Source organism: Thalassospira sp. CH_XMU1458 (genome assembly GCF_037027205.1).
Classification (GTDB): Bacteria; Pseudomonadota; Alphaproteobacteria; order Rhodospirillales; family Thalassospiraceae; genus Thalassospira; species Thalassospira tepidiphila.
In genome coordinates, this window is the sequence record NZ_JAYMDW010000001.1 from 397,990 (window position 1) to 420,652 (window position 22,663).

16 protein-coding genes are annotated in these 22,663 nt (G+C 56.1%); 5 read left to right on the forward strand and 11 right to left on the reverse strand.

Features of this window, described 5'->3' with window-relative positions; genetic code table 11:
- Window positions 1-279: 279 nt before the first annotated feature.
- Both ribA and WBY09_RS01895 read left to right on the forward strand, forming a co-directional pair.
- Window positions 280-1,437 (forward strand): GTP cyclohydrolase II, encoded by a 1,158-nt coding sequence (ribA, locus tag WBY09_RS01890; protein ID WP_008888736.1) that lies wholly within the window; start codon window positions 280-282, stop codon window positions 1,435-1,437.
- 277 nt (window positions 1,438-1,714) lie between these two features.
- Complete coding sequence (locus tag WBY09_RS01895) at window positions 1,715-3,184, forward strand: hypothetical protein (RefSeq protein WP_336231864.1); 1,470 nt, start codon at window positions 1,715-1,717, stop codon at window positions 3,182-3,184.
- An 83-nt stretch (window positions 3,185-3,267) separates the two neighbouring features.
- Here the strand turns inward: WBY09_RS01895 and trpS are convergent, their stop codons facing one another.
- From trpS to mutS, 4 genes are all read right to left on the reverse strand, one after another.
- Entirely contained in the window at window positions 3,268-4,269 is a 1,002-nt protein-coding gene (gene trpS / locus WBY09_RS01900) for a tryptophan--tRNA ligase (RefSeq protein ID WP_197147753.1), read from the reverse strand.
- Between the two features lie 161 nt (window positions 4,270-4,430).
- Entirely contained in the window at window positions 4,431-5,981 is a 1,551-nt protein-coding gene (gene murJ, locus WBY09_RS01905) for a murein biosynthesis integral membrane protein MurJ (protein ID WP_197146311.1), read from the reverse strand.
- 540 nt (window positions 5,982-6,521) lie between these two features.
- Window positions 6,522-9,263 (reverse strand): [protein-PII] uridylyltransferase, encoded by a 2,742-nt coding sequence (locus WBY09_RS01910; RefSeq protein WP_336231865.1) that lies wholly within the window; start codon window positions 9,261-9,263, stop codon window positions 6,522-6,524.
- Window positions 9,264-9,441: 178 nt separating this feature from the next.
- Entirely contained in the window at window positions 9,442-12,165 is a 2,724-nt protein-coding gene (gene mutS, locus WBY09_RS01915) for a DNA mismatch repair protein MutS (RefSeq protein ID WP_286791116.1), read from the reverse strand.
- Window positions 12,166-12,338: 173 nt separating this feature from the next.
- Between mutS and WBY09_RS01920 the strand changes: the two genes are divergently transcribed.
- Both WBY09_RS01920 and WBY09_RS01925 read left to right on the forward strand, forming a co-directional pair.
- Complete coding sequence (locus tag WBY09_RS01920; protein ID WP_063086338.1) at window positions 12,339-12,839, forward strand: hypothetical protein; 501 nt, start codon at window positions 12,339-12,341, stop codon at window positions 12,837-12,839.
- Window positions 12,840-13,362: 523 nt separating this feature from the next.
- Window positions 13,363-15,630 (forward strand): NADP-dependent malic enzyme, encoded by a 2,268-nt coding sequence (locus tag WBY09_RS01925; RefSeq protein WP_008888727.1) that lies wholly within the window; start codon window positions 13,363-13,365, stop codon window positions 15,628-15,630.
- A gap of 96 nt (window positions 15,631-15,726) precedes the next feature.
- Here the strand turns inward: WBY09_RS01925 and WBY09_RS01930 are convergent, their stop codons facing one another.
- On the reverse strand, window positions 15,727-16,929 hold the full coding sequence (locus WBY09_RS01930; protein WP_336231866.1) for a hypothetical protein: 1,203 nt from the start codon (window positions 16,927-16,929) through the stop codon (window positions 15,727-15,729).
- Window positions 16,930-17,212: 283 nt separating this feature from the next.
- Here WBY09_RS01930 and WBY09_RS01935 point away from each other — a divergent pair, with 283 nt between their 5' ends.
- Window positions 17,213-17,671 carry a hypothetical protein gene (locus tag WBY09_RS01935; RefSeq protein WP_336231867.1) on the forward strand — a complete coding sequence of 153 codons (459 nt, stop codon included), beginning with the start codon at window positions 17,213-17,215 and terminating at the stop codon, window positions 17,669-17,671.
- A 101-nt stretch (window positions 17,672-17,772) separates the two neighbouring features.
- On the opposite strand, the gene WBY09_RS01940 is transcribed toward WBY09_RS01935, so the two are convergent.
- From WBY09_RS01940 to ppa, 6 genes are all read right to left on the reverse strand, one after another.
- Window positions 17,773-18,762 carry a glucosaminidase domain-containing protein gene (locus WBY09_RS01940; RefSeq protein ID WP_008888724.1) on the reverse strand — a complete coding sequence of 330 codons (990 nt, stop codon included), beginning with the start codon at window positions 18,760-18,762 and terminating at the stop codon, window positions 17,773-17,775.
- Between the two features lie 269 nt (window positions 18,763-19,031).
- A complete protein-coding gene (locus tag WBY09_RS01945; protein ID WP_008888723.1) occupies window positions 19,032-19,601 on the reverse strand; it encodes a NifU family protein in 570 nt (189 codons plus the stop codon).
- Between the two features lie 162 nt (window positions 19,602-19,763).
- A complete protein-coding gene (locus WBY09_RS01950) occupies window positions 19,764-20,738 on the reverse strand; it encodes a DUF2333 family protein (RefSeq protein ID WP_008888722.1) in 975 nt (324 codons plus the stop codon).
- A gap of 69 nt (window positions 20,739-20,807) precedes the next feature.
- Window positions 20,808-21,350 (reverse strand): L,D-transpeptidase family protein, encoded by a 543-nt coding sequence (locus WBY09_RS01955; protein ID WP_197146307.1) that lies wholly within the window; start codon window positions 21,348-21,350, stop codon window positions 20,808-20,810.
- A gap of 1 nt (window position 21,351) precedes the next feature.
- Window positions 21,352-21,897 (reverse strand): O-acetyl-ADP-ribose deacetylase, encoded by a 546-nt coding sequence (locus tag WBY09_RS01960; RefSeq protein WP_197146306.1) that lies wholly within the window; start codon window positions 21,895-21,897, stop codon window positions 21,352-21,354.
- A gap of 171 nt (window positions 21,898-22,068) precedes the next feature.
- Window positions 22,069-22,593, reverse strand: coding sequence for an inorganic diphosphatase (gene ppa, locus WBY09_RS01965; protein ID WP_008888719.1), 525 nt, complete (start codon window positions 22,591-22,593; stop codon window positions 22,069-22,071).
- Window positions 22,594-22,663: the final 70 nt, after the last annotated feature.

A 22,663-nucleotide genomic window follows, 5' to 3' on the forward strand; every position in this document is an offset into this window, starting at 1 on the left:
GCTGAACCATAGGATCAGCATCTTAAGTTGTATTTTCAAGAACAAACTGTTTTCTGTTTGGTCCTTTAACTCCCGGCCCAACCGGATTAGGTAGTAGGGGCGATTTGTCTGCGAAGTCGTGTCGTAAAATCTTGAAAGATGCTCGTCTTCCTGCGATTTTGCGCATCACCGACCAAGCAGGTTCGCATCGCCTGATGCGCTTATATGAATTAAACCGGGTCTTTATCCAGCCCCATAGCCACCGGATCGCGATGTTGTGATCACAAAGACAAGATGCCGATGACCCAAAGCTCCGCCGTGACGGCCCAAAATGACAGCAATCTGATCCCGGCAACCGATCTGGTAACGGTTTCCCGCGCCGTGGCAGATTTGCGCCGTGGCGAGATCGTCCTGGTTCAGGGGCATGACAATGGCGAAGCCCACAGCGTTGCGGTGATTGCCGCCGAGCCGCTGTCACAACATGGCCTGCAACGTTTGTGTGACATCGCCGGAAGCGACACCGCACCGGCGATTGTGCTTCCGCGCGTGCGGGCCAAATCGCTTGGTCAGACGGCCAAGGATGATCCGTTTGTCGCCTTTGTTTCAGCCGACCAATCGGCTGTTGATGCCAATCGTCTGGGTGAGATTGCCAATCCGTTGCTTGATCTTGATGCGTTGCCTGCGGGCGATTGGCGACCGGTCAGCATGGCGGAAAATGCCGCAATCCGTTTGGCAAAGCTTGCGCGCCTGTTGCCCGCCGTTGTGACGGTGCCGGTCAGTGCCGATCAGCTTGAAACCCTTGCCCGCGCGCAGAACCTGTTGGTGTTGCAGTCTGAAAGCATCAATGGTTATGAAAATGCCTCGGCAGCAAGCCTGCGCCAGGTCAGCGAAGCCCGTGTGCCGCTTGAAGATGCCGAAAACGTCACTGTGATTGCGTTTCGCCCGGAAGATGGCGGGCAGGAACATCTGGCCATCGTGATTGATGAACCGGCCAAGGACAAACCGGTGCTGATCCGCCTGCATTCGGAATGCTTTACCGGCGATCTGATCGGGTCGCTGCGTTGTGACTGCGGACCGCAGCTGCGCGGTGCGATTTCGGAAATCGCCAAAAGCGGGCAGGGCGGCATTGTGCTTTATCTGCGTCAGGAAGGGCGTGGCATCGGGCTTGTGAACAAGTTGCGTGCTTATGCGCTGCAGGATCGCGGGTTTGACACCCTTGATGCCAACGAGGAACTTGGCTTTGACGCCGATGAGCGCGTTTATCGCCCGGCAGCCGAAATGCTGCGTCAGATGGGCTTTGAAAGTGTGCGGTTGTTGACCAACAATCCGGAGAAACTCACCGGTCTTGAAAGCTGGGGTGTCACGGTTTCCGAACGTGTCCCGCACAAATTCCCGTCCAATGGTCATAACGAGTTTTATCTGCAGACCAAAAAGGACCGGGCAGGCCATTTATTTTAAACTGCGTGGGATGGCCTGCAAATAACGGTTTCTGCTGTGCATGGTTCACGCGCTTTAAGTAAGCTGCGCGCCAGTGCTCGCCGAACCCATCATTTTCGCCACATCTCACACAGTTTAAATCTCGCCTGACTTAAATATGCCGATGCAACCCGGCAGAAGATTCCGACAGGCAAGTCTGGCGAAATTCTTTCCCAATAAGATAACGATAATTCAAAGCGTTAGCGCGCGCTAAAACTGGCACTCCTTTTGCAAAACAGTTGGCAAGAGGAGGACAGACATGTCGATTGGTGAAAATTGGCGGCAAATTTCGCCCGGTAGCCTATCCGGTGGCGCGGGCGGTGCAGGTGGCACAAATGGGGCGGCAAACGGCAAGTTTGCCCAATCCAATGCTGCTGACCAGCTTTCTGGCACGGCCGAAGGCCGGACATTCTCGCAATATATGTTTGGCGAGGATGGCTTTGAATTCACCGATTTCCTCGATGTGATCAATCCTTTGCAACATATTCCCGGTGTCGGGATGATTTATCGCTCGCTCACCGGCGATGAGATCGGCAATGGCGCGCGCGTGGCGGGTGGCGGTCTGTTTGGCGGGGTGTTTGGCCTTGCCGGGGCGGCGATTGATGCCGTGGTCGATGCGGTCACCGGCGACGATACCGGCACCCACTTCATGGCCATGATCGAAGACGGGTTTGGGGGCAGCGGCATTGATGATGGCCCGGCGGTGGCCGATGCGGGCAATGCGAACGCACCCACCAATCAGGCAACCACGGTCGCGCAGAACGGCGCCTATCAGGGCGATCTGGTTCTGCCCTGGATGACCGGCCCGCAATCACAATCTGTCAGCCCGGCCGAACAGGCCACCATTGTACAGTCTGCGCCAACGGCCCCGGTTGATCAGGCGATGCTGGCATCGAATGCCGCAGCTGGCAGCACGGGCGTTCGGGCCTCTGATTTGAATGTGCCGTGGGCACAAGGTGCGCAAATGCCTCAGACAGTGGCTGCACAGGTTGCACAAGCCAGCCAAACCCAGCCAACAACGCAGCCTGAGGCAGAACTTGCTTCGGCATCTGTCCCGCCCTCAACCGATCCGGCAGAACTGACCGTTGCCATGGCATCGGCAGGAACGGCGAACCCGGTATCTGCCTTCAACCGGACCGTCGCATCCAATTCGACGGCAACCGAGACCGCGCGTCGCCCGGTCACCAGCACCGGTGATGCCAATACCGTATGGGCGCGTGCCGCCAGCAGCGGCCGGCTTAGCCGCCAGACCAACGGCATGGCCATTTCCGCTGAAATGGCCGCCCATGAAGCCAAATACGCCAAACTGAATGCCGTGAAGGCCGAGACCGCAGAACGCAAGGCCAGCGAAATACAGACGACGTCGCCAGATGGCACGCCACTGTCGGCGGCCGAAATGGCGGCCCGCTTTAACGCTGCCCTTGGCCGTGACAAGGCACAAACCATGGCGGCAGATGCCGTCGCCAGCAGCAATGCGGTGGCCGATGATCGCCCGGAAACCGCCTATGACGGATACGATGTCGCCAACAAAGATCAGGGTGGATCGGCCATTCCCGCCAATGCACCGGCTGCTGACGCGCCAGCTGATCACCCGCTGTTGCAGCAGGCGTCTGATAACCTGAATGGCGATGCGCCGGTGGGTGCTTGGTTCAGCCAGACGATGATGGATGGTCTGAAGAAATATCAGGCGATGCAGCAGAAGCCTTCACCGTCTGGAAATGCGATCTGATAAGGCATGTTTCGAAATCAAAACAAAAAAGCCCGCCTGGTTTAAACCGGCGGGCTTTTTGATGTTCAGATGGTCTGGTGCGATCAGCTATTGAGGAAACCGACGATTTCCTTGACCTCTTTGAGGATCGGCTGGGCGATGGCGTTGGCACGCTCGGCACCCTTGGCCAGAACGGAATCGATATAGGCCGGATCGGCCTTGAGCCGTGCCATTTCTTCGGTGATCGGTGCCAGATTTTCGACAACCACGTCGGTCAGCGCCTGTTTGAAGCCAGAGAACTGGGTGCCGCCATGTTCTGCCAGAACTGCATCGACCGTGCTGTCGGTCAGCGCTGCATAGATGGTGATCAGGTTTTTGGCTTCCGGGCGGCCTTCAATACCGGCGACCTCGGATGGTAACGGTTCCGGATCGGTTTTTGCCTTGCGGATTTTTTTGGCAAGCGTTTCGGCATCGTCGGTCATGTTGATGCGCGACATATCGGACGCATCGGACTTTGACATCTTTTTCGAGCCGTCACGCAACGACATCACACGCGTTGCCGGACCCAGGATCAGCGGTTCCGGCTGCGGGAAGAAGCCTTCGACCTCGTAATCGGTGTTGAATTTCAACGCGATATCGCGTGCCAGCTCAAGATGCTGTTTCTGGTCTTCGCCGACCGGTACATGGGTCGCCTTATAGGCCAGAATGTCAGCCGCCATCAGGCTCGGATAGGCATAAAGGCCGAGCGACGCGTTTTCACGATGTTTGCCCGCCTTTTCCTTGAACTGGGTCATGCGGTTCATCCAGCCGATGCGCGCGACACAGTTAAAGATCCAGGCCAGTTCGGCATGGGCGGAAACCTGGCTTTGGTTAAACAGCACCTGATTTTCCGGATCAATGCCCGAAGCAATCATGCTGGCCGCCAGTTCGCGAATGTTGGAACGCAGTTCCTTGGGGTCTTGCCAGACCGTGATGGCATGCATATCGACCACGCAGAAGATGCATTCATATTTCTTCTGCAGTTCGACCCAGTTGCGGATCGCGCCAAGATAGTTGCCAAGGTGAAGGTTACCGGTGGGCTGAGCGCCCGAAAACACACGTTCCATAACGTCGTCGTCCATTTCAATTTAAGTTTAACAGAGCCAGCATACTCCGCCAGGTTTTGGACACCCGCCGGCGGACGAGCATGCAAGCAAACAGCGCGCGAGTTTAGGGTCTGGCCCGATTTGGTCAAGCTGCTTTCGGGAAATGCCCGGAAATATTCGGATCAGGCGGGTTTTCCGCGTTTGAGCGTCGCCTTGAGCTCGGAAAAGCTGGTCGCACCAAGCAGTTGGGCCGTAATCGCATAGACGGCCATGCCACCGGTTACAATCACCGCCATGGTGATGATGCGTGTGATCGAAAGCGCATCATTTTGCCAGAAGGCATCAATCGCAAACCAGAGTGCCGATCCCATCAGTGCTGATGCAACAAGAATGCGCGGGATGCGTCGGGCAAGGCGGGCATCAAAGGTCAGGTCGCCCCGCCGATGCAAAATAAGACCAAGCGAGGTCGCATTGACCCAGACCGAAACAGACGTTGCCGCCGCAATGCCAAGATGCCCGAACCATGGCATCAGTACCACGATCAGAACGATGTTGAGCACCATGCAGGAAATGCCGATACGGATCGGTGTTTTGGTGTCTTCGCGCGCAAAGAAGCCGGGTGCGAGGACCTTGACCAGAACCGAGGCCGGCAGGCCAAAGGCAAAGACCGTGAGCGCCATGCCGGTCATGAGGGTTTCTTCCGCGCCAAATGCCCCGCGTTCAAACAGGACATTGATCACCGGCAGGCCCATGACACCAAGGGCTATGGCGGCCGGAAGGGTCAGAAGAAGGGCAATTTCGATGCCGCGATTCTGGCTATACATCGCGGTTTTGGCATCATCACCCTGCAATTGGCGCGACAATGTCGGCAAAAGGGCGGTGCCAATCGCAATGCCAATCACACCCAGCGGCAATTGTTGCACGCGATCGGCATAATAAAGCCAGGAGACCGCGCCATCCGAGACGAGGGAGGCCAGCATGGTGTCGATCAGAAGATTGATCTGATAGACGCCGGCGCCAATCATGCCCGGGATCATGCGTTTGCCCAGAAGCTTGATGCGGTCATCAACACGCGGCATCTGCCATTTTATGGCGAAACCGACCCGTTTACACGCAATCACCAGCATCAGGAACTGTGCCACACCGGCAATCGCCACCCCCCAAGCCAAGGCATGGGCCGGGGTTTCGGTCACCGGTGCCAAGCCGAGCAAGGCCGCAATCAGGCAGATATTGAGAATGATCGGGGCGGCGGCGGCGGCGGCATAGCGATGAAGCGTATTCATCACGCCCGACATCAGCGCGACGGCGGAAATAAAGGCAAGATAGGGAAACGTGATGCGCGACAGTTCGACAGCAAGTTCGAACTTTTCGGGATTTTCGGCAAAGCCCGGCGCAAACACATACATCGCCCAGGGCATCAGGATTTCGATAATCGCCACCAGAAAACCGGTGATCAGGATCAGCATCGACATGGCGCGCGCAGCAAATTCGCGGGCCGCGTCCATACCACGTTTTTCAATGTCACCGGCCAGAAGCGGGATGAAGGCTGCGGAAAACGCGCCTTCGCCAAACAGGCGACGAAACAGGTTGGGAAACTTGAACGCGACAAAGAACGCATCGGCCATGCCGCCCGCCCCAAGCATCCCGGCAATCAGAATATCGCGGCAAAATCCCAGAAGGCGGGACAACAGCGTAAAGCCACTCACCGTGGCGATAGAGCGGACAAGCGACATTCGAGAGCGTTCCGTATTTATGCGTCACCAAAGGGCGCGATTCTGCCGGTGATGACGTGCGATTGCGGTATTTTCACGTTTGATGCACAGAAATCTGACAGTCGAAGGTGAAAATAGTCGTAATTTTTGAGGCCGAAAACCGCGGCGTATATCGCATTTTTGTGAAAGTGATTGAATTAGGTGATTTTTTTGAGGTCCCTGTGACAGCCGTCACAGAAAAACAGTTGCAACACCCGCATATTCACATTCGCTGAGGGTTCGTTGGGACGCGAGCCTCATATTGGACGGGCGGGGAAATACGGTATCCACCTCAACCTGCTGCACTCCGAGGATTTCGGCACCGTGAATAACAGGTCACGCTGTCGGGTTTGGTTTTACCCTTCCTCGTCCGTCACAATTTCCAAAGAAATATAATTCGAACAGTTTACTGGCCCTATCGGCCGGTACATCCGGATCTGATCCATACCGTGGCGTTGCCTAGGGTAGCGCATGGGTATTGGATCGATCCGGTTTGTTTTTTTGCGGCGATTGTAAAACGCGCTAGTCGTTGCGAATCGCCTGGGTCAGGGTTTCCTTGACCTGGACAAACTTGGTACGGCTGTCGATCTTGAGCCCGAACACATCCTTGACATAGAAGACGTCAACCGCGCGTTCGCCAAAGGTGGAAATGCGCGCAGAGGCAATCTGCATCGAAAGATCGCGGAGCGCGCGCGTGATGTCATAAAGCAGGCCCAGCCGGTCGCGGGCGGTGATTTCAATCACCGTGTGGGTGCGGCTGGCCTTGTTGTCGATAATGACATTCGGTTCGACCTTGAACACCGCGGTGCGGTGCTTGTTGTCCTTGGTCTGGCGGCGTTCGATTTCCTGACTGGGGCGGATCTGCCCGGAAATGACCTTTTCCAGTGTGTCGCGCAGGCGATCAAGTTTGGTGGAGTCGTTAAACGCCTCGCCATTGGTGTCCTGCACGAAAAAGGTATCAAGTGCCATGCCATCGGCAAGAGTCAGGATCTTTGCATCGACCACGTTGGCCCCGCACAGCGCCATTGCGCCTGCAATCTGGGAAAACAGGCCGGGATGGTCCGTGGTGTGGACGGTAATTTCGGTGGCATCAATTTCGGTATCGATGCGGACATCGACCGTGATCTCGGCCCCGGAATTTCGGGCGTCCCGGGTCAGATGGGCGTGATGGACGTGGATGTCGGTATCAAAGCTCAGCCAATAGGACGGATAGCCGCGTTCGATAAAGTCCTCGATATCCTGTTCGGGCCAGTCCTTGAGCGCGTCACGCAGCGCGTTTTGCGCATTTTCGACGCGCGAATCGCGGCTATCGGCATTAAGACCGCCTGACAGCATATCATCGGTGGCATAGTAAAGTTCACGCAGCAGGGTGGCCTTCCAGCCGTTCCAGACATTGGGACCCACCGCGCGGATGTCAGCCACCGTCAGGCACAGCAACAGGCGCAGGCGTTCCTGCGATTGCACCAGATCGGCAAAGGCGCGAATGGTACTGGGATCATTGAGATCACGCTTGAACGCGGTCAGGCTCATCCACAGATGCGCCTTGACCAGCCAGGCGACCGCCTCGGTATCGGCCGGCGACAGACCCAGCCGCGGGCAGAGCTTTTCGGCGACTTCGGCGCCAAGCTCGGAATGATCGCCGCCACGGCCCTTGGCGATGTCATGGAGCAATACCGCGACATACAGCACACGACGCGAAATCACCTGACCCATGATGCGGGTTGCAACCGGGGCGTCTTCGGCAAGTTCGCCGGACTCGATTTGATTAAGCACGCCAATCGCCCTGATGGTGTGCTCGTCCACGGTGTAGGTGTGGTACATGTCGTACTGCATCTGGGCAACGACACGGCCGAAATCGGGGATGAAACGCCCCAGTACACCGGCCTCGTTCATCTTGCGGAGCGTCACATCCGGGCTGTCGCGCTGGGTGAGGATTTCAAGGAAAACCTCGTTGGCGTCCGGATCGTTTTGCAGCTTGTGATCAACATATTTCAGGCTTTGCGTGATCCAGCGCAGCGTTTCGGGATGAATGCCGACCCGGTTTTGATGGGCAACCAGAAACAGGCGCAAAATCTTGATCGGGTCGTTCTTGAAGACATCAAGGCTTTCGACCGTCAGGCGTTCATTGCGCAGCTCAAACCCGTCAATTTCCTTGGTGCCAAACAGCTTGCCCGGAAAACGGATCAGCGGGCGGCGCTGATGGCTTTCTTCAAGAGCGGCACAGAAGATGCGGGTCAGGTTCCCGACATGTTTCACCATCAGATAATAGTGCTTCATGAAGCGTTCGACGCCCGATGCGCCGGCATGATCGGTATAGCCAAGCCGTTCGGCAATATCGCGCTGCATATCGAACGTCAGGCGATCTTCTTCGCGATCAGACAGATAATGCAACCAGCAGCGTACCGCCCACAGGAAGTTTTGCGCCTTCAAGAAGCCGCGTGCTTCCTTGCGGGTCAGGACCTTGAGATCGACCAGTTCCATCGGGGAATTGACGCGATAAAGGTATTTGCCAATCCAGAACAGGGTATGAAGGTCGCGAAGCCCGCCCTTGCCGTCCTTGACGTTGGGCTCGACCACATAACGTGAATCGCCCATGCGGGTGTGGCGTTCATCACGTTCGCCAAGCTTCTTTTCGATAAACTCGATGCCGCTGCCCTTGACCAGCTCTTCCATGAAGCGGGTGCGAAACAGTTTATAGGTTTCCTCATCACCCCAGACAAAGCGACTTTCAAGCAGGTTGGTACGAATGGTGATGTCCTGTTTGCCCATGCGCAGGCAATCATCGACGGATCGCGTCGCATGGCCGACCTTAAGCCCCAGATCCCAAAGCATATAAAGAATGAATTCAACGACCTGTTCGCCATGTGCGGTCTGTTTGTAGGGAAACAGAAACAGGATATCGACATCGGAATGCGGCGCCATGTCACCGCGGCCATAACCGCCGACGGCGACGACTGACATGCGTTGTTCATTGGTCGGATTGTGCAGTGGATAGACGAACGTGGTGGCAAATTCATGGATCAGGCGAACGATCTGATCCATCAGGAAACTGTTGGAAAAGACGGTGTCCTGCCCGGAATTGCTTTCTTCGAAGCGTGCGCGGATAACAGATCGCCCGGCCTCAAGTACTGATTTCAGCTTGTTGAGAACGGCGGTGCGCTGTTTGAAGCTTTTGAGTGCCGGATCGTTTGCGATCGCCTCAAGCTCGGCAAAGACCTTTTTGCGGTCGATGATTTCGCGCTGCTTCTTGATCTTGTAGGTCACGTTGGTCGGTTTCCTCGGCCCTGGCGTGCGGTCTGTCGGCGACAGGGTTTATATATCAATTTTCTTAACAGTTGCCGCACCATAGCGCCAATTTCATCTATCCGCATCAAATGCGTGCGCAAGTTCGATCGGCAGACACGCACCTGATATGGGGATAGGCCGCCTGTTTTGCAGGTGATCAGCCCTTCAGCGACTGAAGACGATACAGCGCATCAAGGGCTTCGCGCGGGGTCATGTTATCTGGATCAAGATCGGCAACCGCATCAAGCAGCGCCTTTTGCGCGTCCGACAGGGCCGGGGCGCTTGTGCGTTCCTCCTTGGCGGCCTGTTCGATGGCAACCGCAAACAGCGGCAGGTCATCGGCAAGCTTGGACACCGCGCCACCCTGTTCGCCCTTTTCCAAGGTCTTGAGCACCTGTTCGGCACGTTTGATCACGGGCTTTGGCAGACCCGCCAGCTGGGCGACGTGAATGCCATATGACCGATCCGCACTGCCAGCGCCGACTTCATGAAGGAAGACGACCTCGCCCTGCCACTCCTTGATCAGCATGGTGTGACACGACAGGTGTTTGAGCTTGGCCGCCAAAGCGGTCAGTTCGTGATAGTGGGTGGCGAAAAGACCACGGCACTGATTGATTTCATGCAGGTTTTCAACCACGGCCCAGGCAATCGACAGACCATCAAAGGTCGCGGTGCCACGCCCGATTTCATCCAAAATCACCAGCGAACGATCGGTTGCCTGATTAAGGATCGATGCGGTTTCCACCATTTCGACCATGAAGGTCGATCGCCCGCGCGCCAGATCGTCGGCCGCACCGACACGTGAAAACAGCCGGTCAATCACCCCGATATGGGCCTTGGTCGCCGGGACAAACGCGCCGATCTGGGCGAGCACCGCAATCAATGCATTCTGGCGCAGGAAGGTCGATTTACCGGCCATGTTCGGACCGGTGATCAGCCACAGGCTTTGTTCATCTTCAAGGCGGCAATCGTTGGCAACAAAGGGGGCGTCGCCATTTTCACGCAAGGCGGCCTCGACCACCGGATGGCGGCCAGCGGTGATGTCAAAGGCAAGGCTGTTATCGATGTTCGGGCGAATGCAGCCCTGATCGCGGGCGAGTTCGGCCAGAGCAGCCGATACATCAAGCCCGGCCAGCGCACTCGCACATTTGGCGATGTCATCGGCCTTGGCCAGAACGGCTGCGACCAGTTCGTCAAACAGTTCAAGTTCAAGCGCAAGGGCCTGATCACCGGCCTTGGAGACCTTGCTTTCAAGTTCGGACAGCTCGACGGTGGTAAAGCGCACCGCATTGGCCATGGTCTGGCGGTGGATAAACTCATCCATCTCCATCATCTTGTCCGCGGTTTTGGCCGATACTTCGATGAAATAGCCAAGTACGTTGTTGTGCTTGACCTTAAGGTTGGAAATCCCGGTTTGTTCGGTATAGCGGGCCTGCAGATTGGCGATCAGCTTTTTGCTTTCACTCGATAGCATGCGGAGCTCATCAAGCGGCGGGTGATAGCCCCCAGCAATGAAGCCACCATCGCGTGCGAGAAGCGGCAGGCTTTCGGCGATTGCCCGGCGCAACAGATCAATCAGATCGCCGTGATGGCCCATCATGGTCAAATGATCCGAAAGGGCTTCTGGCTGTGCAGTCAGGCCATCATTGCCGCCATCGGGTTTATTCAGAAGATTGCCAATCGCAAAGGCACAAGACAGCCCATCGCGCATCACCGCCAGATCGCGCGGACCACCCCGCCCGACCGACAGGCGCGACAACGCACGTTCGATATCCGGGCATTCGCCAAGGGCAGCGCGCAGATCAGATCGCAAGCCATCGCGATCATGGAAATATTCCACCAGATCAAGGCGTTTATTGACTTCATCGGCATTGGTCAGCGGGGCGGACAGGCGCGCGGCCAGCAAACGTGCGCCAGCACCCGTGCGGGTGCGGTCAATGACGGACAGCAACGATCCCTTGCGTTCGCCCGACTGGGTCTGGATCAGCTCCAGCGACCGACGGGTGGCGGCGTCGATTTCCATCGCCGCCCCCTCTGCCACGCGGGTTGGCGGGGCAAGGCGGGGCATCTGGCCCTTTTGGGTCAGTTCGACATAATCAATCAGCGCACCGGCAGCCGAAAGCTCGGCGATCTCAAAACCGCCAAAGGCATCAAGGGCCTCGACCTCATAAAGCTTTTTGAGCCTAAGCTGGGCATTTTCAGCATCAAAGCGTGCGGTCGGCTGCGGGGTGATGATGTTTTTATATTCGGCATAGATGTCGAACACTTCAGAACGGTTCAGCATCTTTTCCGAAAACAGGATTTCACCCGGATCAAGCCGGGCAAGGGCGGCACCAAGACCGGCCATCTCGCACGGCTGCACAAAGAAATCACCGGTCGACATATCAAGCCAGGCAAGCCCGATCTTGCCGCGCACTTCGGACACGGCGGCCAGATAATTGTGGCGCCGGGCATCCAGCAGGCTGTCTTCGGTAAGGGTGCCCGGCGTGATCAGGCGGACAACACCGCGTTTGACCACCGATTTGGCGCCGCGTTTTTTGGCCTCGGCCGGGTCTTCCATCTGTTCACAGACGGCAACCCGGAAACCCTTGCGGATCAGACGTTGCAGATAGGTTTCGTGACTATGGACGGGAACACCGGCCATGGGAATTTCGTTACCTTGATGCTTGCCACGTTTTGTCAGGGCAATATCAAGGGCTTCGGCGGCTTTGACCGCATCGTCAAAGAACAGCTCGTAGAAATCGCCCATCCGATAAAACAGCAGGCAGTCCTGATACTGTTCCTTGATTTCAAGGAACTGCATCATCATTGGCGTCGCGCCGTCTCTGGAAAAAGAAGGTGCGGTCGGTGTGGTATCGGATTTATCGGCGATCTGGTTCATGATGACTTGATAGCAAACCCTGAAGGCAAAGACGAGAGCAGGAAACTGGCGGGGTGATAAAACTTGATCTATGCCATTGCAACGCCTGAATTTCTGCGAATATATAAAGATCGTGACCAACAACCAACTGTCGTTTTTCGCGACAGAATAACAGTGAGCAAGGAGCGTACAAAATGGCAGAAGAACAGACCATCCCGCAGGCCCCGGAACTGGTCGGACTGTTTGATACCAAGGACGGTTTCGATGCGGCTCTGCGTGCGCTCCGCGATGCCGGGTTTGAACGCACCGATCTGTCGGTTCTAAGCTCCCACGAATCCATCGATGTGGCAGGCAAGGATGGTCGGTCCTGGTCCGATGTGCTGACCGCACTGGTGGGTGAAACCAAATATGAAGTGCCGCTGGTGGCGTCCGGTGCGATTGCATTGTTTGGTGGCGCTGCGACGGCGGCGGCTGCGATCGCGGTCGGGGCCGGTGTTGGCGCAGTCGCACTTCGTGAATTTATCGAAGAAGTGACCTCCACCCCGCATACCGAGGATTTCGCCCGCGCGGTCGATGCCGGATCGGTCATCCTGTGGGTGCGGATCGACCCGGACCACGAAGGTGCCGAGGCCAAGGCGCGCGCCATTCTTGAACAGAATGGTGCGACCAACATCCATCTGCATTCACCGAAGTAATCTGCACGTTTTGGTGTGGCGGGCAGCTGCGTGACAGAGTCCGTCGAGAACGATGGAATTTGCCGGTAAGGCAACGGGAACACGGGGGAATTTGCCCCCGTTTTTCGTATCGTGGAAAGTTCATATTTGTGCCAATCGGCGGGTCGGTTTGCGCGGCGCAATAAAAACGGCAAGCCCAAGGGCCCTTTGCGCGCATATGATTACGTCTCTGAAAAACCAGCACTTACTGCCAGTCACGGCGGCCGGATCATTAGGCCGGGTATGTCCGCCATTGCGTTTGCGCATGTGAAACGGGCCGGATCAGAGGTCAATGTTGCGCCGCAACATACGGAAAACGCTACGTAATTTTGCGGTTGCCGTTAACGTCGCCTTTGACCCGGGGCGCGAAGCCTGATTTATTGGGCGGTCCGACAAGGCGGCCCCACGCCGCAAACTTGTCGATCAGGAAAATCAGAACTTAAGAACAAAACAGACCGTACAGGTTGCTTTCCATCTCACCACGCAAGCGTCAGTGAAAAACACAATGTCAGATACAGAAATCAAGGTTCGTGACCGTGAAGCGCTGCTGTTTCATTCCAGCGGCCGCCCCGGCAAAATCGAAATCACCGCATCCAAACCGCTGACCACTCAGCGCGACCTCTCGCTCGCCTATTCGCCGGGTGTTGCGGTGCCTTGTCTTGAAATCGCTAAGAACCCGGCGACTGCCTATGATTACACCTCCAAGGGCAACATCGTTGCGGTCATCTCCAACGGCACCGCCGTGCTTGGCCTTGGCAACCTTGGTGCACTGGCCTCCAAGCCGGTGATGGAAGGCAAGGCGGTTCTGTTCAAACGCTTTGCCGATGTGGATGGGTTCGATCTTGAAGTGTCGACCGAAGATGTTGACGAGTTCGTCAATTGCGTGCGTTTCCTGGGCGCATCGTTTGGCGGGATCAACCTTGAAGACATCAAGGCGCCGGAATGCTTCATCATTGAACAGCGCCTGCGCGAAGTCATGGACATTCCGGTGTTCCATGATGACCAGCATGGCACGGCGATCATTGCGGCATCGGGGCTGATCAATGCCTGCGACCTTACGGGTCGCAAACTTGAAGACATCAAGCTTGTCATCAATGGGGCCGGTGCGGCTGCGATTGCGTGTTGCGAGCTGGTCAAAAGCATGGGTGTTGCCCATGACAACGTGATCATGTGTGACTCGCGCGGGGTGATCTACAAGGGCCGTGAAGATGGCATGAACCAGTGGAAATCGGCCCATGCGGCCGATACCGATGCCCGATCGCTTGACGATGCGATGAAGGGGGCTGATGCGTTCTTTGGCCTGTCGGTCAAGGGGGCGGTGACGTCGGCCATGGTCAAAAGCATGGCCAAACAGCCGATCATCTTTGCCATGGCCAACCCGGATCCGGAAATTTCCCCGGAAGAAGTTGCTGCTATTCGTGATGACGCGATTTGCGCCACCGGGCGTTCGGATTATCCGAACCAGATCAACAACGTTCTGGGCTTCCCGTATATCTTCCGCGGTGCGCTGGATGTTCAGGCATCCACGATCAACGAGGACATGAAGATTGCCGCAGCCCACGCGGTGGCATCGCTTGCGCGTGAAGACGTGCCTGATGAAGTGGCCGCGGCCTATTCCGGGCGTCGTTTGCAATATGGTCCGGAATATATCATCCCGGCCCCGTTTGACCCGCGCCTGATTACGGCCGTGCCCAAGGCGGTTGCCCAGGCCGCGATGGATAGCGGTGTGGCGCGTCGTCCGATCATTGATATGGAAGAATATGAAAATCAGCTGCGCGGACGTCTTGATCCGACGGCAGCCCATTTGCAGCTGATTTCCGATTATGTCCGTGCGCACCCGAAACGTATCGCCTTTGCCGAGGGCGAGGAAGAAACCGTGATCCGCGCAGCGGTGGCCTATCGCAATTCGGGCTATGGCACGCCGATCCTGATCGGGCGCGAAGACCGCATCCATGAAAGTGCCAAGAAGCTTGGTATTGAAAGCCTTGATGGTGTTGAAATCAGCAACGCGGCCCTTTCCAAGCATAACGCGGAATATGCCGAGTTCCTCTATCAGCGCCTGCAGCGCAAAGGCTTCCTGTGGCGTGATTGCCAGCGCATGGTCAACCAGAAGCGTAACGTCTTTGCCTCTGTCATGGTGGCACAGGGTCATGCCGATGGTTTGATCACCGGGCTTACCCGGAACTTCAATCGCAGCTTCGCCGATGTTGCCGGTGTGATTGATGCCAAGCCGGGCGAAATCCCGATGGGACTTTCGATTGCGATTGCAAAGGGCCGGACGGTGTTTATCGCCGATACCCGTGTGCACAACCTGCCCAATGCCGAAGAACTGGCCGAGATCGCCATTCAGGCGGCCGCCAAGGCCCGTCAGATGGGCCACGAGCCGCGTGTGGCGATGGTTTCGCACTCGACCTTCGGCAACCCGTATAGCGAGGATACCGACCGTATCCGCGAAGCCGTGGGCATCCTTGAAAGCAGCAATGTCGATTTCGAGTTCGATGGCGACATGGCAGTTGATGTGGCACTCGATACCGAGCTTCTGAAGCTTTATCCGTTCTGCCGTCTGTCGGGTCCGGCCAACGTTCTGGTGATGCCGGCGCTCCACGCGGCGACCACGGCATCCAAACTGCTTGATAAGCTGGGCGGTGGCACGGTGGTTGGTCCGGTGATGATCGGTCTGGAAAAACCGGCCCAGATCGCCCAGATGGGGGCAACCGTGAACGATCTGGTGAACCTTGCCGCCCTTGCCGCCCACGAGGCAGAGCACGGCTAAGCCGTTCTGAAATCAAAGATCAAAAAGGCGGAGCTGCTAAGTCAGTCTCCGCCTTTTTCTGTTCGGGGCTGGGCGAACCTTAAAGGGGCAGGGGGCTTATTCGACCGGCTGTCCCAGAATGGCGATAGCAGCCCCCAAGGCGGCCAGCACGGCAAAGAACGTGGCCTTGCCCGGATTGCCACGACGGATGGCAATGATGGCCGCCAAGGCTGCTTGCAGGCCGTAATAGATGGCAAAGGCGCGCGATGCGTAACTGACAATCGCAAAGATGTCCGCCGACCAGGTCAGTGCAATACCGATAATCCCCAGCGCCAGATAGGCCTGGGCTTCGGTAATGCGGTTTTGCGATAGTTGGGCAAACAGTCCGCCTGATCCACTGGTATCGGCAATCGCGGCACTGAATTGCGATGCCATGGCGGCCGCCACCAGCATGAACGGCAGTATCGGGGCGACGATCCCCATCATGTCGATAATACCGGTTTCCGACGATGTGATTTGATCTGGCGCGAAGACATAGGAAATCAGAAGGATGTAAATCAGATAGATCAGGGTCGACAGCCATTGGGCAAGGCGCATTGAACGGATGCGGGTTTTGGCATCATAGCTTGATCCCAGATAGCGCGATGTTTCGAACCCCTGAACCGTGATCAGAAGACCAAAACCCATGGTGATGGCAGGCCAGCCCGTAACGTTTTGGGGATTGAAAACCAGCTTCTCGTCGATGGCCTGTTCGCCGAAATGGGCCATCAACCCGACCAACAGACCGGCAATGATCGCGAGTTTCAAGCCGACCGAAACATATTCCATCTGCTCAAGGCTTTTGAACCCGTGTGACCAGCCAACCACAATGATGATGGCAAAAACACCGCTGGTCATCAGCTTGGCATCAAGGGCGGAATCAAATGGTGTCAGGCTCAGCGAAAAGGCGCCCAGCAGATTGAGGTAATAGGTCACCGAAATGATATAGGCAAAGGCCAGTGCCCAGGAAGACAGGGTTTCGACCCGTTGGGCCAGTTTGCCAAATGAACCGTCAATGATGGCGTCTTCGCCAGCCGCAATATTGGCGCGGATCACCGCCCCATAGAGATAGGCCACCAGACAAAGGGCGAGCATGACCAGCGGTGCATAACCGCCGTATCCGACATTCAGCACCGGTCCGAGCAGCAAAAAGCCACTGCCGATGATCGAGGCCAGTGGCGTCACAACAGCACGCCACGTGGTCGACCGCGAAACGCGGGGCATGGATAGCACAATCGCAATGCTGACAGTTGCGATGGCAATGATCAGATCGAATATCACGTTTTTTGCTCGGACTTTCGGGTGGTGGCGTCCTGATTTTCAAGGACTGTAAGCTGGTTGGTGTCGATTAGCATATCAGATGGTGTCTGTATCGTTGCCATCAGGGATCCCACGAATAAAATCAGCCTGCAGTCTTCGCCGGGATGAATGGTAACCTGTTTGGCATAGATATCCCGTTGTCGACGTTATTGTTGGCAGGATGTGACAGATGACCTGATTTTTGCCACATCATGTCGGCAGAAGTCAGGCAAATCGCAAAACGACCAGAAAACAGGAATCGCTCATGGGCCAGTTGACCCGGTTTTTCGCCGTTATCATGTTTTTGCCGCTGCTTGCCGCCTGCGAAGATGAACAGGTCAGCGGACCGACAGCCGATGAAATCACCACGGCGGTGATCGAACGGTTTCGCGATGATCCCTATGCCAAGGTCGGACATGTTGAAAACGTGACCAAAACCAACAGCATTTCCGAAGACGATGACGAGATGATTGTGATGGTGCGCTATGAGCTGGTGTTTGATCGCACGGTTGCCGACTTTGCCGATGACGTGACCGAAAAGGGCAAGGCGGCCGGAACGATGGACGATGTCGGCAGCACGGTGCGTGATGCGCTTGATCTGGTGAAAACCAAGATGCTGACGCTCAAGGAAGGCGAATACAAGGTGGGCGACCGTCGGGTGGTCGAGGATGAAATCCGGTTGCTGAAATCGGAAAAGGGCTGGATTTATCGCGGACGGCCATAACGGGGGCTGCTGATATCCGAACCAAAAAAAGGGACCCTATCGGGTCCCTTTTTATTTGCTTATCTGGTTTGGTGCCTGATTTATCTCTTTTGTCCTTGGGATTATTCCTCAAGGGCGGCGAGCACCTTTGGCGGCGGCGGGACGTCGCCTGCCGCAAAATCAAGACCATCAAGCTCGTTCAGCCCGTTCACACTCATGATCGCATGCAGGCTGTCGACATATTCTTCACCGCGCTCGGAATATTTGGTCAGGGTCTCGGCCAGTTCCCAGCCACTGATAAACTTGCCGTCGGCGCGAAGGGTTGCGCGACGTTCGCGCAATTCCTGATAGGCCGGGTGCGAGTTGATGTTGCGTGCATAGGCCCGCACACTGTCCATCAAGCTACCAAAAGCCTTGATGACGTGGGTTTTGCCATCTTCGCGATCCTTCGGCACGATGCCTTCATCGTCGCCCCATGCCCATTGACCAAACAGGGCGTTGCCTTTGCGCACAAAGCGTGACGTGCCCCAACCACTTTCCTCTGCCGACTGGGCAAGGATCAGGGAGGTCGGGATAACGTCAATGCGCTCAAGCAGGGCGTTGATGCCGCCATCGGTCACGCGATAGCGCTTCATCAGCTGATTGACCCATTGCTGATCGGCCTGGCTGACCGGGGTGCCGGAAATGCCCTTGGCCTGAATGGCCATCAGACGTTCACGGCGCGCGGTGATTTCTTCATTCACGCGCATGGCCAGCGGCAGCATGATTTTCAGGAAAAGCTGTTTACGCTCTTCAACCGATGCCAGTTCGCCAAGGCCTTCGGGCACACGCTTGATATAGACGCGCGGGACCTCGCCCACCTCATTGAGGTGATAGCCGATGCTTTTGAAATACTGGCTGAGTGCGATGACTTCAGGACCGCGGCGATAAACCGTTTTCTTCTTTTTGATAACGGCTTCATCTGCCGTGACTTCGACGGTTTCTGTCTCGAAACCTTCCGGAGTTGGAGAAAGATCAATTCCGGCGAAAAGCCCAATATACAGGAAAACAACCGCTCCGAAAATCGAAGCGAGCGCAACATTCCTGTAACTGTTTGTTTTTGCGCTAGTCATTGTTGAATCTCCAGGATCAGTCGAACTGTCCATCCCAAGTGGAGGTTATCTATGCCTGCCGCGCGCGATGATCGCAACGGGCAATATCTCCGAGAGTTGAAAACGCCAAGAAAACCTTTTCGTTCAGCGCATAATTTTTACGCCCGGCGCGGGTTAAAGTTCACGCCGGGCGTCTGAATTTGTTAACGACTCGTAAATCCGTGCGCGGTCAGTTCACCGGATGGTCGGACGCCATCTTGTCGGTGAGGTGTCCGAAAATCGGGTCAGGCTTAGTCAGCCATGACCGGTTCGACGGCCTGAACTTCGGGCACGTAATAACGCAGCATGTTTTCGATGCCCATCTTGAGCGTCGCGGTGCTGCTTGGGCAGCCGGCACATGCGCCGTGCATTTCAAGGAAGACCACGCCATCTTCGAAACGGTGGAAGACGATGTCACCACCATCCTGTGCCACGGCCGGGCGCACGCGGGTATCAAGCAGTTCCTTGATCTGGCTGACCAGTTCATCATCGCCTTCGGCAGCAGAGCTGGTACCGGTGGCGGCGTTGGAATCCTGATCTAGAACCGGCTGACCGGACGTGTAATGTTCCATGATCCCGCCAAGAATCTGCGGTTTCAGGGTCTGCCAGTCCTTGGAGTCATCCTTGGTGATGGTGATGAAATCACCGCCGAGGAAAACACCGGCAATGCCATCAATTTCAAACAGCTTGCGGGCAAGCGGCGATTTGATGGCTTCGTCACCCTTAACGAAGTTGGCCGTGCCAAGACGGCCCATGACTTCTTCACCCGGAAGGAATTTGAGTGTCGCCGGATTCGGGGTTGGTTCGGTCTGAATGAACATTTTCGGCTTGTCCTCTCACTCTGATTGTCGGGACTTATGCTGCCCACTCAACAATCTCTATTTCATTTGGTTAGGCCCTAAATGGGGCAAAAACCACAAAAGATCAAGTCGCAGCGCGCAACTCAGGTATTCCGGATGGCGTGTTTCGCAATCACATTGACGTCAACGTTGCAGAATGCTGCTGATTTCGCGCATCTGGGTACGGGCCCGCAAAAGATAGAAACCAAGCCCCGCCAGATGGTTAGGGAAGACGATGCCATCGGCCGATCCGTTCACAACCACCATCGGGTCAAGTGCGGCGGCCGCCTGCAGGGATCCGATCATTTCTGCCCAGACCGATGCGATCTGGCGTTCATTGATGATCTGTTCGAAGTCGGTGCCAAGATCGCGCAAGATCAGGCTATAGGCATAAAGGCGACCCTTGGTGGCATAGAAAACGTCATCGGCCGTGCGATCGAAGATCGACGGATTTTCCACCTTATCATCAATCAGGGCCGAGGCCGAGCCAAGGTCATTGGCAATGCGGTTGAGTGTTTCCTGAAGGTTATCCGCACGGCGTTCAAAAACCGCATTCCCGTTGGTCAGACGGGTATTGTAGTTTTGCAGGGACCGGATTGCCTGACGGTATTGTTGTTCGGACGTGACACCGGGCAGCAGCGAAACACTTGGATCAAACACCCATTTGTCGCCACGGAATTTCAAAAGGCCGGCGGCGTCATCCAGATCCGGGTCAACCTGACTTGACCCACGGGCGCGCCCGATCTGATCGGAAAGCTCGATCGCAAAGCGCGACAGGGCATAGACGATCCCGGTCTGGAAGTTCGGCATGTTATCAAGGGCCGCACTTGGCAGGAAGAACGGGTCGTTGGCGGTCCAGCGGTTCTGGTTGACCTCGCGATCAATCAGGGCTGCGGCGGTGTTCACCGCGTGACTGCCGCCCTTGTAATTGCCGATAAAGTCGGGGTTGTCATCGATACGATGCACAATCGCCATGCCTGCCGGATAATAGATCACGGCAATCAGAACGATCACACCAAGGCTGCGCACCCAGAACTTGCCCGAACCGAAAATAGCTTTCAGTCGGGAACCAAATCCTGCAACGCCGCCTTTTTTATAGAGATAATCGTCTTCAATCATGACTTGTCCTGTGAATTGATCCGGCAATTGAACCTAGGCGCTGTGCACCCAAACGGCAAGTCCATGATTTTACGCAGTGATGGTGATGAACGTTTCAAAGGTCGCCAGTCCAAGCAGTTGCTCAAGATCCTTCTCGGCCAAGGCAACACAGCCTTCGGTGCCAGCATAATCGGGTTTGGCGATATGCATGAAGATCGCCGATCCCTTTCCGGGCACGGGCGGGTCATCATTATGGCCCAGAACAACGATGATGTTATAGAGATCATCCTTGCGAAACAGCTTTTCATGGCTGGCATCAAACGGCAGGCGGACCGGGCAGTTATAGTCTGGATGACCGGGATCATCACACCAGCCGTCGGAAAATGAAATGGTGGTGACTGGAAGCTTGGTGCGCGGGCTGGGCCTGCGATCGGCACGATACATCACATAGCGCAGCTGCCAGCGACCGGCCGGCGTTTTACCGTCGCCTTCGGTTTTCTGGTCGGCATCAATCACGCCATTGATCCCAAGGGCACAGCGAAATGTGTGTTCACCCACGCTCAGCACACCGTCTGGCGAAGCAAACAGTTCAAGCGGTTGGGACGGCGAAGGTGCAGCAGCGTCGCTTTGCATTCTATTGATGGACCTTATCGTGGCACGCAGCTTCAATATGCTGACGCGCTAATGGTGAGAAACAACAAAGGTAAATTTGTGGCATTTGCGCCAATTCGCCAGTCAGCTCACAAATGGTTGATACGGCGATTTTGGCCGCCTGGTCTTCCGGATAGCCAAATATCCCGGTGGATATGGCAGGAAACGCCACAGAGGCCAGATTGTTCTCGACCGCCAGCAAGATTGATTGGCGATAACAGCTTGCCAACAAATCGGCCTCACCCTGTGTGCCGCCATGCCAGACCGGGCCGACGGTGTGGATGACGTATTTTGCCTTCAGTTTAAATCCGGGTGTGATTCGGGCCTCACCCGTCGGGCAGGGGGCAAGCGACCGGCAGGCGTTTGCCAGTTCAGGACCCGCCGCATGATGGATCGCACCGCAAACGCCACCGCCGGGCAACAGGGCCTCGTTGGCGGCATTGACGATGGCATCGACATCAAGTGTGGTGATGTCACTGAGGGTAATTTTGATGGCATGGGTTTTGTCGGGCGCGTTTTTGTGGGTCACGAATAGTATCCTGAAACGTGAATTCCTCCCTCAATACCAACCTGTAAGGATGGCGCCCCTGCACCAAAGTAGTGTTGCGCAACCGATAAGTCAAAAAACAACGCTCCGCCAAATCTGACGGAGCGTTGCATTTTAAATCCGGTGCTTGTCCGAAGACGGGTTGAATGCGGCTTATTTGCCGAGGCGGGTCACACCTTCTTCGATCAGTTTAGCGGCTTTTTCAGCGCCTTCCCAACCGGTGACCTTAACCCATTTGCCTTTTTCGAGGTCTTTGTAACGCTCGAAGAAGTGTTGGATCTGATCGCGCAGGATCTGCGGCAGATCTTCGTGGGATTTGATGTCGGTGTAGTACGGGTCGATCTTGTCATGCGGAACGCAGATCAGTTTTTCGTCCTGACCGGCTTCGTCTTCCATGATCAGAACACCGATCGGACGCGCACGGATCACCGAACCGGCAACGACCGGCTCGCGGAACATGACCATGGCATCAACCGGATCACCGTCTTCACCAAGCGTGTTGGGGATGAAGCCATAGTTGACCGGGTAATACATCGAGGTGTGCAGGAAACGATCCACAAAGACAGCACCGGAGTCTTTATCGACTTCATACTTGACCGGTCCGCCCTGCGGAATTTCGATGACGACGTTTACGTCCCACGGAACATCCTTGCCAACGGCAATCTTGCTGAGATCCATCTGGGAAAATCCCTTTCGCTTTTTGAACGCATGCCCCGATCACCAGGGCGGCTGATATGAGCTTCTAAGA